This window comes from Rhodococcus sp. 15-2388-1-1a (assembly GCF_002259145.1).
Classification (GTDB): domain Bacteria; phylum Actinomycetota; class Actinomycetes; order Mycobacteriales; family Mycobacteriaceae; genus Rhodococcoides.
Genome location: NZ_NPFP01000032.1, coordinates 235588 through 250419, shown reverse-complemented (window position 1 = coordinate 250419; position 14832 = coordinate 235588). Strand labels below are relative to the sequence as shown.

At 66.0% G+C, this 14832-nt stretch carries 22 protein-coding genes; all 22 read left to right on the top strand.

The features are described 5' to 3' along the window. The first annotated feature begins 9 nt into the window (after window positions 1-9). Entirely contained in the window at window positions 10-183 is a 174-nt protein-coding gene (locus tag CH302_RS30210; RefSeq protein ID WP_155292944.1) for a hypothetical protein, read from the top strand. After that, window positions 180-569, top strand: coding sequence for a hypothetical protein (locus CH302_RS19485; protein ID WP_037193315.1), 390 nt, complete (start codon window positions 180-182; stop codon window positions 567-569). Before CH302_RS30210 ends, CH302_RS19485 begins: the two co-directional genes overlap by 4 nt. Continuing rightward, a complete protein-coding gene (locus tag CH302_RS19480; protein WP_082323747.1) occupies window positions 566-1366 on the top strand; it encodes a DUF6551 family protein in 801 nt (266 codons plus the stop codon). The genes CH302_RS19485 and CH302_RS19480 overlap by 4 nt, the downstream gene beginning before the upstream one ends. Next, complete coding sequence (locus CH302_RS19475) at window positions 1363-1911, top strand: phage N-6-adenine-methyltransferase (protein WP_217903124.1); 549 nt, start codon at window positions 1363-1365, stop codon at window positions 1909-1911. Before CH302_RS19480 ends, CH302_RS19475 begins: the two co-directional genes overlap by 4 nt. Then, window positions 1908-2207, top strand: a complete 300-nt coding sequence (locus CH302_RS19470) for a hypothetical protein (protein ID WP_037193312.1) — start codon at window positions 1908-1910, stop codon at window positions 2205-2207. Before CH302_RS19475 ends, CH302_RS19470 begins: the two co-directional genes overlap by 4 nt. Continuing rightward, window positions 2204-2806 carry a hypothetical protein gene (locus tag CH302_RS19465; RefSeq protein ID WP_037193311.1) on the top strand — a complete coding sequence of 201 codons (603 nt, stop codon included), beginning with the start codon at window positions 2204-2206 and terminating at the stop codon, window positions 2804-2806. The genes CH302_RS19470 and CH302_RS19465 overlap by 4 nt, the downstream gene beginning before the upstream one ends. Beyond that, a complete protein-coding gene (locus CH302_RS19460) occupies window positions 2803-3306 on the top strand; it encodes a hypothetical protein (protein ID WP_037193310.1) in 504 nt (167 codons plus the stop codon). The genes CH302_RS19465 and CH302_RS19460 overlap by 4 nt, the downstream gene beginning before the upstream one ends. Window positions 3307-3314: 8 nt before the next feature. After that, window positions 3315-3617: a hypothetical protein gene (locus CH302_RS19455; RefSeq protein WP_230596356.1), complete on the top strand. Its 303-nt coding sequence runs from the start codon at window positions 3315-3317 to the stop codon at window positions 3615-3617. After that, the gene (locus CH302_RS19450; RefSeq protein ID WP_037193308.1) at window positions 3614-3892 is read left to right on the top strand and encodes a hypothetical protein; all 279 of its coding nucleotides are present in this window, start codon (window positions 3614-3616) and stop codon (window positions 3890-3892) included. Before CH302_RS19455 ends, CH302_RS19450 begins: the two co-directional genes overlap by 4 nt. After that, the gene (locus tag CH302_RS19445; protein ID WP_037193307.1) at window positions 3889-4128 is read left to right on the top strand and encodes a hypothetical protein; all 240 of its coding nucleotides are present in this window, start codon (window positions 3889-3891) and stop codon (window positions 4126-4128) included. The genes CH302_RS19450 and CH302_RS19445 overlap by 4 nt, the downstream gene beginning before the upstream one ends. Further along, window positions 4128-4406, top strand: a complete 279-nt coding sequence (locus CH302_RS19440; RefSeq protein WP_037193306.1) for a hypothetical protein — start codon at window positions 4128-4130, stop codon at window positions 4404-4406. The genes CH302_RS19445 and CH302_RS19440 overlap by 1 nt, the downstream gene beginning before the upstream one ends. Next, the gene (locus CH302_RS19435; RefSeq protein WP_037193305.1) at window positions 4406-5032 is read left to right on the top strand and encodes a hypothetical protein; all 627 of its coding nucleotides are present in this window, start codon (window positions 4406-4408) and stop codon (window positions 5030-5032) included. The genes CH302_RS19440 and CH302_RS19435 overlap by 1 nt, the downstream gene beginning before the upstream one ends. Then, window positions 5029-5817 carry a DNA polymerase beta superfamily protein gene (locus CH302_RS19430; RefSeq protein WP_037193304.1) on the top strand — a complete coding sequence of 263 codons (789 nt, stop codon included), beginning with the start codon at window positions 5029-5031 and terminating at the stop codon, window positions 5815-5817. The genes CH302_RS19435 and CH302_RS19430 overlap by 4 nt, the downstream gene beginning before the upstream one ends. Then, complete coding sequence (locus CH302_RS19425) at window positions 5814-6188, top strand: hypothetical protein (RefSeq protein WP_141216691.1); 375 nt, start codon at window positions 5814-5816, stop codon at window positions 6186-6188. The genes CH302_RS19430 and CH302_RS19425 overlap by 4 nt, the downstream gene beginning before the upstream one ends. Next, window positions 6185-6487 (top strand): hypothetical protein, encoded by a 303-nt coding sequence (locus CH302_RS19420; RefSeq protein ID WP_037193302.1) that lies wholly within the window; start codon window positions 6185-6187, stop codon window positions 6485-6487. Before CH302_RS19425 ends, CH302_RS19420 begins: the two co-directional genes overlap by 4 nt. Window positions 6488-6567: 80 nt before the next feature. Beyond that, a complete protein-coding gene (locus CH302_RS19415; protein WP_141216690.1) occupies window positions 6568-6834 on the top strand; it encodes a hypothetical protein in 267 nt (88 codons plus the stop codon). A 544-nt stretch (window positions 6835-7378) separates the two neighbouring features. Further along, a complete protein-coding gene (locus tag CH302_RS19405) occupies window positions 7379-7675 on the top strand; it encodes a hypothetical protein (protein WP_037193298.1) in 297 nt (98 codons plus the stop codon). Further along, a complete protein-coding gene (locus tag CH302_RS19400; RefSeq protein ID WP_037193297.1) occupies window positions 7672-9312 on the top strand; it encodes a hypothetical protein in 1641 nt (546 codons plus the stop codon). The genes CH302_RS19405 and CH302_RS19400 overlap by 4 nt, the downstream gene beginning before the upstream one ends. After that, complete coding sequence (locus tag CH302_RS19395; protein WP_037193296.1) at window positions 9309-9653, top strand: hypothetical protein; 345 nt, start codon at window positions 9309-9311, stop codon at window positions 9651-9653. Before CH302_RS19400 ends, CH302_RS19395 begins: the two co-directional genes overlap by 4 nt. After that, window positions 9650-9874: a hypothetical protein gene (locus CH302_RS19390; RefSeq protein ID WP_037193294.1), complete on the top strand. Its 225-nt coding sequence runs from the start codon at window positions 9650-9652 to the stop codon at window positions 9872-9874. The genes CH302_RS19395 and CH302_RS19390 overlap by 4 nt, the downstream gene beginning before the upstream one ends. A gap of 75 nt (window positions 9875-9949) precedes the next feature. After that, window positions 9950-11773 carry a phage minor head protein gene (locus tag CH302_RS19385; RefSeq protein ID WP_052047880.1) on the top strand — a complete coding sequence of 608 codons (1824 nt, stop codon included), beginning with the start codon at window positions 9950-9952 and terminating at the stop codon, window positions 11771-11773. 50 nt (window positions 11774-11823) lie between these two features. After that, a complete protein-coding gene (locus CH302_RS19380) occupies window positions 11824-14790 on the top strand; it encodes a hypothetical protein (protein ID WP_141216689.1) in 2967 nt (988 codons plus the stop codon). The last annotated feature ends 42 nt before the right edge of the window (window positions 14791-14832 follow it).

The window sequence follows — 14832 nt, the reverse complement described above, 5'->3', positions numbered from 1 at the left end:
GAGACAGTCATGGATCAGCAGACCATCGTCGAACACGGCGATCTCGCCGTCGACAACCTCACCGACGCCGTCCCGTCGGACCTGCCCACCACCATCCGCATGTGGGCGGGCGCACTCACCTGCCTCATCGCGGGCAGCGGCATCCTCCACGCCCTCGCCAACGCCAACGGCGGTGCACTGTGACCGGACCAGCTACCCACGAGGCCGTCCACCGTCTCGAGCAAGGCGCACTCGCCGCCGTCATCCGCGCAGAGCTTCGCCGCTCCAACTGGAACCCGACCAGCATCGCCGAAGCGATCCTCGCGGCCCCGTCGCTGAAGTACTCGTCGGCCGTCAAGCCCCTCACCGCGGGGGAGTACGACGGCCACGACGTCTACACCGACAGCTCCCACTGGGTCGCGATGCCCGCCGCCATCGGGCCACTGAACACCGTCCTCCACGCCCTGACCGCGCGCGTCAACAGTCAGCTCAACCAACGGGACCGGGTCACGATCACCGCACAGTCCGCAGTACCCACCGGGTCCACCGCGCTCCGGACACTCCTGCGCTCGCTCAGGCCCGCACGATGACCGCACCCACCACCTTCCCCATGGCAGTCTCGGTCACCGACCTGTTCGTCGACCACACCTACCAACGCGACTGCGACATGAAACGCGTCCGCAAGATCGTCGCCGAATGGGACCCCCGCCTCCTCGGAGTCCTCGACGTCTCCGACCGCGGCGACGACCAGCAACCCCGCTACGCGATCATCAACGGCCAACACCGCTGGGCCGCAGCAGGCATGCGCGACCCCGACGCCCACCTCGTCGTCAACGTCCACACCGGACTCGACGTCGCAGGCGAAGCGCAGCTCTTCGACGACATCGACCGCAAAACCAAACCCATCTCCACCTGGGACCGGTGGCGTGCACGCAAAGCCGCCGGCGACCCCGACGTCACCACCATCGAAACCGCCGTCGCCCAACTCGGCCTCGTCATCAACCCACGCCCCGGGCCGAAGAACCTACGCTGCATCACCAGCCTCGAAAAGCTGCTCCGCAAAGGCGGGCAGTCCCTCGTCGTCAACACCCTGTTCCTGATCACCGACACCTGGCCACCGTCCGTCGACGCCCTCGAAGGCGCGATCGTCGCAGGCGTCGGCATCCTCCTCGACTCTTTCGACGACGTCGAAGCAGGAGCCACCTTCAAGTCCGGGCGACTCGCCGACGCGATGGCCGAGATGACGCCCCGTCAGGTCCGGGCACAGGCGCAGTCTTTGCGTGAGTTCGAGTCCGGGACCCTCGCGTCCATGGTCGCCGTCGTCCTCGTCCGCCTTTACAACAAGGAACGCGGCCCGAAGCTCGACGAGAAGGTGATCAAAGGATGAGCGGCCACGGCCAGGGGATGGGCGCGCACCAGTCAGCTCAGGCCAAGACCGACATCTGGCTGACGCCGCGCCACATACTCGACGCGCTCGGACCGTTCGACCTGGACCCGTGCTCCGCTCCGGACCCCACGATCTGGCCGACGGCACGCGACCACATCACACTCCCCGCCGACGGCCTTGCCACCGATTGGACTGGTCGCGTCTGGCTGAACCCGCCCTACGGACAGCAGACCTGGCGATGGCTCGACCGACTTGCCACCCACGGCAACGGAATCGCACTCATCTTCGCTCGCACCGAGACTGCAGGGTTCTTCAACCAGGTCTGGTACCGATCTAACGCGGTCCTCTTCCTGACCGGACGCCTGACCTTTCACAATCCCGATGGCACACCAGGGGCAGGCAACGCCGGCGCGCCATCATGCCTCGTCGCGTACGGATCCGACAACGCCGAAGTGCTACAGCGCTGCGGCCTCGACGGCGCATACGTCACAGACTGGGGCATCCGAGGCCCCCAGCATCTCTTCTCGGACCCGGTGTTCGCATGACCGACAACGAACCCGAGTTCACCGCCGCTGACTTCGACACACTCGCCGGTCTGGACTTCCGACCCAACGCCCGATGCGAGCAAGCGACGAGCCTGTTCACGCGGTGCCCTAACTCCGCTGACTTCACCGCGGCCCGTCACTGCTGCACCCACGGCACCCACCCCATGTTCATCTGCCGCGCACACATGCAGGAAATCACCATCGACGCAGCCCGAGCATTCCCACTCAACTGCATCTCCTGCGGCGCACTGATGGAGACATCCGAAGACTGGATCGGCAGGTTCGCGCACCTATGACCGTCATCATCCTCGGCATCGACCCCGGCGCAGTAGCCACCGGCCTCGCCCTCATGCTCACCGAAAAGGCCGAGCGCCCACACCTACTGACCGCAGAGACCGTCCTGCGCAAGAAGCCAGCGCTCTACAAGCCGACGCAATTCCTGCCCGTCGAAGACACCTACCTGACAGACGTCATCGCTACGTGCGCCCGAGTCCTTCAGACAGTCAGCCTCGGCGTCTACGCAGCCAAAGTGCCCGACGTGACCTACCGCATCGCCATCGAAGGAATTACGCGCCCCAACTGGCACATGCAAGGCAGAGCCGCAGCCAACCCCGAAGCACTCCTCGCCGCCGCCATCGTCCTCGGCAACATCCAAGCCTGGGCACGAGAAACCCTCGACCACTACACCGAGATCCCACCCAGCGGCAACGGCTCCGCACCACTCGCCACCTACCCCGACGCACTCGTCTCCGACGCCGAACGACGAAAACCAAACTGGCGCAGCGCAATCGGCAAAAGCGGAAAACTCCGACACCAACGATCCGCATGGGACATCGCCCTCACCGCCAGCAGACAACCACTCAACACACACACCATCAACCAGGGAAAACGATGAACACAGCACTCCTCACCGCCGCACGCAACGCCTGGCCGTTCAAAGACGAACCCATCCAGATCGGGATCGAGAGCGACATCCCCTGGGCCATCTCGAAGAACGGCAGCCCCTACTCGCCCGCCCTGTGTGGATACGCGCAGATCCCCGCCGAGGGACACCCCTGGTGCACACTCGCCAACGAGGACGACCTCGACCGGCTCGTCAACGCACCAGGCGGAATCACCTGGGGACCCGTAGCCCCCTACGAGTTCCCGCCAGGCGTACGTCACGAAGGACGCACACTCCGAGACTGCGGCGGCTGGATCGGATTCGACACCGCCCACTACAACGACCACTGGCCCTCCGTCGAACTGAAGAAGGTCGGCCTCGTCCGGCAACCGCTACCCAGCGGTGAGTTCCTCACACCGTTCCCGTGGTCACCGGGGAGCCGTGACTGGACCGTCGACGGGATCATCTCCGAGGCCCGCGACCTCGCACGACAGATCGCAGCCGCCCGATGAACGCAGAAATGGCGATCGGCGACAAGGTGACGTTTATCGGCGAACCACGCCGCCCCTACACGGTCCGCGCAACTAGCCCTCACTACGCAGTTCTCACGCGCCAAGCGGACTTCAAACCGAAGGGCACCGACTTCTATTGCATCGTCGACTGGCGCAAATCAGTCCGCGGCCCGTGCAACCTCATCGGCCAGGGCTGGGACACCACCACCGACGAATCATGCGAGGAACTCTGCAGCGAACTCGAAGCCGGCCGCATCGAAGTGAGCCACCGCAACCGCGTCCCACTCGACATACAGGAGGTCCCTCAGTGAGCACCCTCAAGGTTCTGCAAAGCCACCTCGCCACCCTGAAAGAGGACCTCGGGCAGGGCGGCAAGATCTGGCACACCGACGTCGTCAGCAACCGGTACGGCTGGTCCATCATCGTCCGAGACGACACGCCGATCGACATCCTCGATGAAGCCGGAGACGAGCACACGGTGCACCAGGGAACTGTCGTCCTCGCTGTCTCAGCGACCGATCTCGCGACGGCTTGCCATGCTGCCACAGCGCGGATTGACCGGATCGCAGACGAGGCCGGCCAGTGATCACACCGGAGATCGCCAACCAAGTCGTCCACTACTTCGACAGCAGCCGCGGCTACCCCGCCGGCGGATTCATGGGCGACCTCATCGCCCTCATCTGCAAGGCGGACCCCCGCAACAAGGCACGCCTCGCGATCGGGTTCGGCGGTTACGTCCAGGCCGTGATCCTCGCGCAGGAGGAAGCCGACGGACTCGACCGCCTCGACCACATCGCACGACAAGAAAGGGTGACCCACTGATGTCGAGACCCAGCTTCAGCGACTTCGACTCCATCGTCGGATGGCTTCGCGCGAACCAACAGGGCATTGCCGCGAATGCACTCGTAGCCGAGAAGGGGCGGCAGGCTCGCGAAGTGGAAGCACGCGGGAAGGTCGCGGCCACCATTGCAACAGCAGTTCAGTCACCCCGCCCGGTGAACAGTGACGAGCTTGTCGACGTAGTCCTTGAGACCGTCGCGAACTACTGGGACGTGCGCGAACTCCGCGAGGTGCCACTCGACCAGGATGTCCCGTTCTGATGAGTGACTACCCGCATGGGCTGACCTTGCGCCCCATCGTCGCGTGGCCGGGGGTCGAGACCCGGGAGCGGCAACGCTCGAACTTCTCTGCACCGTGGCGCTCCACGTTGGAGCTGCTCGACCGGGAGTTGCATTACCTCGGCGGCGGTAACCGCAACGCTCCCGCTGTCCTGCAGATCGCGATGCGGGAGCAGGACTTCCGTCTCGACGGCCTACCTCGAGCGAACGCGGTGCCGGCGCATCCCGGTGTCATCCTCGCCATCGAATCCAGCAAGGGGCCGCTGTCGTTCCCGTGTGACCGGTTCACGCGGTGGCAGGACAACCTCCGCGCTATCGCCCTCGCCCTGGAGGCGCTGCGGAAGATCGACCGCTACGGGATCACCCCGAACGCCGAGCAGTACACAGGCTGGCGCGCCATCGAATCCAACACCAGCAGCCAAACCCCGGAGGCCGCACTGCGGTACATCAAACGCGTCTCCGGGTCGCAGCTCGCACAGACCACCGAGCACGCGTACCGAAAGGCCCGCGCCATGGCGCACCCCGACCGCAACAACGGTGACCGCGAGCAGTGGGACCGAGTCGAAGAAGCCGCCGCAATTCTGCGGCGAGAAGGAAGGCTGACGTGAACGCTGACACCCTTGCGCATGGGAGCGCCGAGTTCGCGACCCTCGCGTTCGAGAACACCATCCTCCTCGGCCAGGTCGGGTCTGGGCTGCATGGTGTGACGACCGGTGCTGACGACCGCGACGAGATGGGTATCTGCATCGAGCCACCGGAGTTCGTGATCGGGAATCGACGCTTCGAGCAATTCCAATATCGGACACAACCGGAGGGGTCGCGGTCGGGGCCGGGGGATCTGGACCTCGTCGTCTACTCCCTCCGCAAGTGGGCCCGCCTGACCGCTGCGGGGAATCCGACGGTGCTGCTGATGATGTACCTGCCACCGTCCGAGGTCGTGCACATCGACGGCCCCGGCTACGAGATCCAACAGCGCCCGGAACTGTTCCTGTCCCGTCAGGCCGCGGCACGGTTCTCCGGGTACCTGACATCGCAGCGGGAACAGATGCAGGGCCTCCGTGGCCGCCGGCACACGAACCGGCCCGAGCTCGTCGAGGTGTTCGGGTTCGACACGAAGTTCGCGTACCACATGGTGCGTCTCGGCATCCAGGGCGTCGAACTGCTCACCACCGGCAAGATCACCCTCCCGATCCCCGAACCGGACCGGACATGGCTCCTCGAGCTGCGTCGTGGGGAGCACACGAAAGAGGAAGCCCTCGACCGTGCAGCCGACCTTCAGGCCCAGCTCGTCACCCTCAGGCGTACCGCTGACCTACCCAACAAGGTCGACACCAAGCAGCTCGACGCGTGGCTCGTCGACACCTACCAGAAGTGGTGGAGGCGAAACGGATGAACCAGGACGAGATCATCGAAGCCGAAGTGGAGAAGGCTGAGCGGCGGTGCTTCAACTACTACACGTCGTACGTAGACGTCTACTCCGACCCGAACCTTGCTTGGCAAGATGCGTTGGCGGAGTTTCGGATGGACCTGAAGGAGATCGCCGAACTGTATGGCTTCGACCCGCGCACAGGCGAGTACGTCATCAACGCGGGCGGCTGGTGCGCACCTATCCACGCCCGTGGATGGACAGTGCCGCAGCTCGAAGAGTTGCGGGATCACATCTGGACATCCCGCATCGACGACCCACGGTTCCACCCACCCTACGAACCGACGAGTAGCGGCGACTGCCTCTACCGCGGAACACCAATCGAGGAGCTTTCATGAGCGGCGGAGCGAACGACCGGCTGGCCCTGACCGAGGAAGAGCGCACCGAACTCGACGAGCTCGTCGCGGCAGCATTGAACACGCAGAGCAGTGAGCCCGGCGTCATGACCGCCGAGGAGGAGATGCTGATCCGCGTCTACCAGCACATCGGTGTCCTCGACAATCGGATCGCCAACCTCAGCCAGCAGTACCGCGTCATCGAGAAAGCCGCCGAGACGCTCGCGGCCCGCGCCTGGGACGAAGGGTCGACTGCGCAGTTCCCCGCGTCGAACCCATACAGAAGCACGGCCGGACGGTGAAGCGCGCAGGCTGGCGTGCCCGACTCGGGTGGCGTCTGCGGTGCTGGGCTGACCGCGTCGACAGGAATCACGCAACATTCGTGTCCGGATGGTCGTTCACCTTCGAGCCTCATGTCGGGGTCGTGTTCCGTGACGACGGCCGCGGCTGCCCAGTCGCCTACTTCGGGAGCGAGACGTACGACCGGGCCCACACCGAGGCTGGCCCCGTCGCACTGGACCGCATTCACTCGACGAAAGTGTGGGTGCCGGCCACCGCCGACGACCGAACGCTCTCGTTCACGCAACGCCAGGCCCGAGCGCGATGGTGGCACCTGCTCGGCCACGCGGCAGGGCAAGACGTCCGATGATCTGGCTGCATCGCCTGCGTGGGCATCATCAGTCGTGGCGGGGTGTCACCGCACCTCGTCACGACGGCGGTGAGTACGTGTACGCGTTCGTCGTCACCTGCTCCTGCGGACAGACCTGGACGCGACGATGACAGCGAGTTGGGTGTCCCACTCAGAACTGGGGTCGCGCTTCCTGCTGCCAGACTGGCTCATCGAAAAGATTCGCAACGAGAATCCTTCCCTGCTCGACGGCTACTCGATTCAGCCGTGCGATATGTCGGTGCCGGAATGAACCGGCAGACCTCGACCTCCCGGTCCGTGACCGCCGGGTGTGCACGCTGCTCAATCGAGTGGACGACCCCGAACGCGCAGGCCGTCGCCGCCCGCCATCACGACAGTCACGGCCACAGGACGTGGGTCGAGCAGATCCTCACCATCGAATACGGGACCGCTCAACCCGTCGCCGAGCAACCTGGTTTGTTCGGTTGACGCAGGCTTCGAGTGTGCAGGGATACTCTTGCACTGTTCCCCTTGTCAGTTGGTCGACTCGTAGAGGTGCTGGTGCATGACGTTCACGGTGTTCCTGTTGGCGCTCGGTGCCACGTTGCGGGTCACGAGGTTCATATCCGACGACTACCTGACGCGCCGGGTGCGGGCGTTCTTCATCGGACGGTTCGGGCCTGACCATGATCTTGCGTATCTGATCGGGTGCCCGTGGTGCCTGTCCATCTACATCGGTGGCGCGATCGGGACGACGGCGTGGTTTTTCGGGGAGCATTCGGGGTTCCTGATCCCGGCGGCATGCCTGTCGATCTCGTGGCTCGTCGGTATCGCGTCGACGTGGTTGGACGGTGACCAGTGACCGCCCCAGGTCGTCGGTTCCGGCGACGCCCCGAATCCACCGCAGCCACCGAGGCCGCGCAGGCGAGAGTGGCGGAACGGTCACGCCGTATGTCGGTGACCCGCACCAAGTCCCGGAATGTCCCCGGGGCTGTCGTCGCGCACATCGGCATCGACGGCCCCGACCAGACAAGGTCCCTCGTAGCGGCGGCGAAGATCATCCACGGCGGCAACGTCGCAGCGTCGTCGAAACCGCAGTACAAGAAGATGACGTGGCAGACCGAATCGTGGGAGCTCCGCAACCAGGTCGGCGAGTTCCGCTTCGCCGGTGACCGACCCGCCCGCGCTGTCTCACAGGTGCGGTTCTTCGGCGCGAAGATCGACGACCCGACCGCAGACCCACAGCCCGTCACCGACGGCCCGGCCTTCGACCTGTCGAACAGCATGTTCGGATCCAGGGCACGGACACAGCAGTCCGTGAAGCGGGCCGCGCAGCAGCTCGGTTTCACCGGCGAAAGCCTCCTCGTCGTCTCCCAGGACGAAGACGGGCAGCACCGCTTCGACCCGATGTCGACGACCGAGCTGACCGGTGCCGGCCAATCGTGGACCGTCAACAACGGCATCGAACCCCGCAAGCTCCGCGACGACGAACTCGTCATCCGCTGCTGGCTCCCCGACCCCGAGCAGTCGGCACTGCCGGACTGCTCGGCACGTGCGGTCCTGTCGTCGGCGAGGACGCTGCGGGAGCTGTCGAAGCACACCAGTGCTCAGGTCGAATCCCGGCTGGCGGGTGCCGGTTTGCTGCTCGTCCCGAACGAGATCGTGACCATGTCCGGGCAGGGCGACCCGGAGCGCGACGACGAGGACGACATCGATCCGTTCGTCGCGGACCTGATGGACATGATGATGACCGCCCTGTCCGAACCCGACTCGGCTGCGGCGCTCGTCCCGTTGATCGCGAAGGTCCCGGCCGAGTTCGTCGACAAGATCAAGCACATCACGTTCTCCACCCCACTGGACCCGCAGGCGAAGGACCTCCGCTCCGAGGAGATCAGGCGCATCGCGCTCGGCATGGACTCCCCACCCGAGGTGCTCCTCGGTATGTCCGCTGGCGCGAATCACTGGTCGGCGTGGCAGATCTCCGAAGACGAAGTGACCCTCACGGTGCTGCCGACGGCCGCGACGATCGCTCACGCGTTGACGGTCGGCTGGTATCAGCCGGCGCTCGAGCAGCTCGGTGTCCCCGACGCGCACCTGTATCAGATCTGGGTCGACGCCTCGACCCTCGAACTGCGTCCGGACCGGTCGAAGGACGCGCAGTCCCTGTTCGACAAGAAGGAACTGTCCGCCGAGTCGTTGCTGCGTGAGAACGGGTTCGGTGCCGGTGACATGCCCGACGAGAAGGAACGCGCCACGCGGGAACTGTGGGCTCTCGTCGCTGCGCAGCCACAGCTCGGTCCGGCCCTGTTGCCGTACCTGATCCCGAACCTTCCAGCGGATGTCCTCGCTGCGTTGTCGGGGATCGTCCCGGACGACACCCCCGAGGAAGTGAACGACACCCCACCCGACGCCGCACCGTCGGGCAACGACAATCCGCTGCCGACACGGCAGGACACCGCACCAGCGCAAGGCGACGCCGGACCAGGGGAAGAACTGTGACCGTCAGCACCACCGAAGACCCCGTCTTCCTCGCCTGCGAAATGGCAGTCCTGCGGGCACTCGAGATGGCCGGCAAACGCTGCCGCAACGTCTCGAGGGAACGACGCAAACAGCTCATCGACTCCACCCCCGACTACCTGATCTACACGCAGCTGATCAACGCGAACACCACCGCCGACTGCGACTCGATCCTCAAGGGCGCGTGGGAGCACCTGACGTTGGTGCTCCCCGAACGCCCCGACCTGTACGCCATCTGCGACCGCTACGTGCGGCAACTGCTGGTGCGTCGTACCCCCCACACCAAGGCCGCGCTCGCGGCAGTCCTGGAGGACTCACTGTGACCGCATTCGATCCGAACGCCACCGAGGCCGAGGCCGTCGCCTGGCTTACCGAGAACGTGTCCGCGCCGATCCTCGCGCAGCTCGTCGTCGCCTGCCTCACCCCCGACACCGACATCCGGAACGCGAACGTCGCAAAGGTGGTGACCGCGTGGATGGTCGAAGATCCGGACGCGTGGGAAAAGTTCAGCTGGTGGGTCGCGCACCGTGCAGGTCTGATGTGATGGCCGACCTGCAGGCCGTCGTGACGTGGGCGATCGACATGTGGCATCGCCGCTACGGCTACGTGGGACGCCACCGTGCCGCCGCGGCGTGACCCGCACCTGATCCAGCGGGCACGCTACGACGCACGCCTCCGCGCCGGCGAACGCAAGGTCCACGCCGCCCTCATCGATGCGATGACCCGCTGGCTCGACACTGCTCGTGCGCTGGTGCTCCATCAACCCGTCGACGTCCTCACCGCCGCCGCCGACAACGAACCACCTGACATAGACAACGTGCAGGCCTCGTTCGCCGTGTGGGCGCGCGCGCTGACCGAGAACGTCGAACCCGTCCTCGCCGAAGCATTCGGTGAGCAGTTCCGCGCCGAGTCCCGCATCGCCGACATCAGCCCCGTTCACTACCAGGAACGGCACATGGCCGAGGTGCATGACCGGCTCGTCATCTGGCCGGAAGGCGCGTTCGAGGAACTGCGGCCGGAGCTGCTCGAGGCGATGGCCGAAGGTGAGTCGATCGATCAGGTGCAGGACCGCATCGGCATGGTCCTCGGCATCGACGCCCCGGCTCGTCGTGTCCGCGCCGACATCTCGGAGATCGACCGGAAGCTCGCCGACGAGGAGACGCCCCGGCAGGAGATCGGAGGGCTGAAAGCGCGCCGTCGGCAACTGTGGGACCAGCACGAGGAACGCAACCTGGAGTGGCAGTGGAAGGCCCGACGCATCGCCCGCACCGAGATCCAGGGCGCAATGAACGCGGGGACGCTCGCGGCAGCTCAGGCCCGCGAGGACACCACCGGCGAGGCCCTCTACAAGGCGTGGCTCGCGACGTCGGACGAACGGACCCGACTGACCCATGCGGTCGCCGAAGGGCAGATGGTGCGCCTGCGTGATCCGTTCACCGTCGGGGTCTCCGAGCTGCAGCATCCCGCCGACCCGTTCGGGCCCGCCCACGAAACCATCAACTGCCGGTGCAGCATGCGCATCCTCACCGGCGCCGAAATGCAGTCCGAACTGCAAGGCATCTGGGGTGGCCGCGGCGTCGCACCCCGAGCCGCACGCCTCGGCCCCGACGACACAGCAGACACCGAAGCAGCTGTCGCCCGCCTGAAACGAGAACTCGCCGGCGAAGTAGTCGACGAACCCACACCCACGGACAGGACACCCGATGACCGAACCGAAGCGGACTCTCGACGCGATGCTGACCGGGTGGCTGCACCGGCTGACGGGCCTGAACTGGATGTCGACGTGCTCGACGACGACGATCCAGGTCCAGACGTGCAACACGAAGTGGACGACGACGGAGACGACCGTGCACATACTGTGGATGGCGTCGATCGGATGGCAGACCCCGAAGACCCGGAAGATGATCATGATCCCGACGCGGATCCCGATGAGGGTGACAGCCCGAGCGAAGCGCCTGCGCCTGCCGTCCTCGTAGAGTCCGCCGCCACCCCGCAGCGTGTCCGGGCCGTCGAGGAATGGCTGAAGGTCGCCCCCGCCGACAGTGCATCGTTCGAGCTGGCCGACGATCTGACGGAACTGATCGACGCGTCCACCGTTGTCGACGACGTCGAGGTGTGGCACGGCATCCCCGACTCCACCGAGGTGTTCGGTATCGCCAACGGTGGACTCAACACTGTCGTCGGCAGTCAGGTCACCGTCCCCGAGTTCCTGCCGACGACGCTCGCACCCAACCGTGCACCCTCACCCACTGGTGGCGGCGCGGTCAACGTGTCCATCTCCGTCCCCGCCGGGACCCCGGGCCTGTGGCTGCCGTCGATCCCCGACACCGACCTACCGCCCGTCCTGCTGCTCGCGGCCGGCACCGTCCTCGCCGTCACCGCAGTCACCTACGGGGAGAACCCGCCGACCGTCGAAGCCGAAGTAGTACCGCCGACCAGCTGAGTGTGCGGGATACAGTTTGCAATGTTCCCCTGTGCAGCGAGGAGACCAGAATGACCGCACCGACGATGGCACCCGCCGAGGATTCCCTCGAGGCAGCACTGCCGACGGGGTGGCGTGGCCCGATCCTGCCCGTCAACACCCGCTCCGGTGACCGCCGCGAGTACTCCCTCGCCGACGGTGCCGAACCACTCGTCCGTCCACTACCGCAGCCACTGAACGCGCAGAAGTACCTCGACGACGCACACAAGGGCTCCGCCGTCGTCGGTCTCATCACCCGCGTGTGGGTCGAAGACGGGCACGTGTGGGCGGAGGGCCCGTTCGATCTGGACGACCCGGAGGCGCGTGACTGGGCGGCACGGCTGGGCCGCGGAATGGCCGGGTGGGTGTCCGCTGACATGTCCGACATCTCCGTCGAACAAGTCCCCCTCGACTCCAACGACGAAGTCATCACCGACGAGGTCTTCGCCGAACTCGAAGCCGCACACCAGGCATGGGTGGATGCCGGCGCGGAAGGCGAACCACCACCCGGCCCCGACGTCCGCGAGGTGCTCTACCGCGTCCCGTCGTGGAAGCTGATGGGCGTCACCCTCGTCTCCAGTCCCGCGTTCGAGTCGGCACGCATCGAGCCCGTGTTCGGGGAGGAGTTCACCCCCGTCCACGCGAAGGAAGCCCTCGTCGCTGCCGCGGCGGTCCACACCGGTGCCATGATCGCCCTCGTCCCGTCGGAGGAGGACTGCGCCCGCCTCGCCGTCGACGGCTACGAACCACCCGAGGTCCTGCACACGACCCTGACGTTCCTCGGCACCGCGGCCGACTGGGACGACACGCAACGCGACGCCCTCGAACTTGCTGTCCGGGAGCTCGGCTACGCGTCGCCTCTGCTCGGGTCGGTCATGGGGCATGCACGATTCAATCCGGACGGTGACGAACCGTGCTCGGTGTACCTCGTCGAAGCCGATGGTCTGTCCGGGCTGAAGGCCGCGGTCGATGGTGCCCTCGCCGACACCGACACCCCGGAGATCCCCGAGCCGTACGACAACTATCTGCCGCACGTCACCGCCGGCTACGGCCTCGATGTGTCGGAGCTGACCGAGACCGGCCCGATTCGCTTCGACCGGATCCGTATCAGCTTCGCCGACGTCGACGTCCGCGACATTTCCCTCGAACCCATCGGCGAGGCACTCGTCGCATCGGGGATCGTCTACGACGCAGCGGACTTCGAGCAGCCCGAACCCGACGAGTACACGATGGTCACCGTCACCGACGACGGCCGCGTGTACGGGCACATCGCGCCGTGGGACGGCTGCCACGCCGCATTCCCCGATGCGTGCGTCTCGCCGCCGTATTACCCGGACGACGACTACAACGCCTTCCACCAAGGCGGACCCGTCGCCACCACCGCTGGCATGACACGGGTCGGGAAGATCACGTTCGGCACCGGCCACGCCGGCCACCGCCTCGGCGTCCAGGGCACCCTCGCCCACTACGACAACACCGGAACCGTCGGCGCACTCGTCCGCTGCCGCAACGGCGAACACGGCCCGTTCGTCTCCGGACGCCTCCTCCCTGGACTGTCCGAGGAGCAGATCCACACCGTGCAGCATTCGGCAGTGTCGGGGGACTGGCGGAAGCTGCGGCCCAACGCCCGCACATCGCCGCGCCTCGAGCTCATCGCTGTGCTGTCCGTGAACAGTCCCGGGTTCATGGCACCGGCCGGCAACCGGGCGTACGTCGGCGAGGGCCGTCAGACCCTCATCGCGTCGTCGGCGTTCGTCGACCTGTCCCCATCCGAGCCTGAGGTGGAGCCGAAACCGGCGCCGGTCACCAAGCGCATCGCCATCGATCAGGTCATCGCACGAGCCGACCGGGCGACCCGCTGCGGCCATGCAGCGCAACGCGTCCGCAACGCACGCCTGTCCCTGCTATCCCGCCGTGTCGGTACCGCAGCGAAGACCGACGACCAGAAAGCCAAGCCCCTCGAACGGTATTGGACCGAAGGCAAGGGTCTCGCCCGTTGGGCCGAGTCACCGCACCCGTTCACGACGCTGGTGCGGGAGCTGAAGAAAGAGATCCCCGCCGACGAGATGACACCCGAACAGATCAACGGGCTCGCGGCCACCTACTACCGGAAGGTGAAGGGGGAGTGGCCCGGTAAGAAGCGGGACGGTGACAAGAAAGACCGCCTCGCTCTCGCTGCGTCACGCGCCCGCATGGGCCGTCTGTCCCTCGTCCGCGACCGGGTCCAGAACCTGGATGCGCTCACTGCTGCGGGTCGGCACCGTCGCGTCGAAACCCCCGAGGGCGCACGGCATTACGGCCAGCCTGTGGGGTCGATCATCATCACCGACGGACCCGACACCCCGGACTCTGACAAGCCTGCAGCGAAGTCAGGCGGCGATGACAAGGCGGACCCCCTCCCTGAAGGCTTCGAGAAGAAATACAAGGGCGATGACGTCGACGCGGTCCCCAGGAAGGACATGTACGACATCACCCGCGCACTGTGCGAATGGAACTCGTGGAGCGAATACGAGGCAGGGAAGAAGCGGGGCACCGAAGGGCTCCTGCAGGGCAAACTGAGCGACTACGACATCGCCGCCGCCGAAACCGATCTGATCCGCGACGGCATCAACGCACGGTTCCTGCACACGGGTATCGGACCAGGCGGTGAGCACGAGATCGACCCCGACAGTGAATACGCGCAGATGGGGCAACTGTTCAACGACGCACTCGAACGCCACCGTCGCGAGGAACCACGACCCACCGACCCCGACATCTTCGGGCCACGTCGGCGACTGAACGAGATGACCAACAGCGAGATCGCAGAGCTGTACGCAGACGTCTCGATCCTGACCGACCACGACTTCGATACTGCCGCGATGCCGACCCTCGTCGCTGATGTCGCACGCCGCGGGTTGAACGTGCGTGCAGGGCTGGACGACTCGGCTGCTACACCAGAAGTGCGGGCACAGATCCGTGCCCACCTCGACACCATCATCGGACAAGAAAGCGGGTTCTGACCATGGGATGCAATTGCGGTAAGCGGAGAAGCGTCATCCATC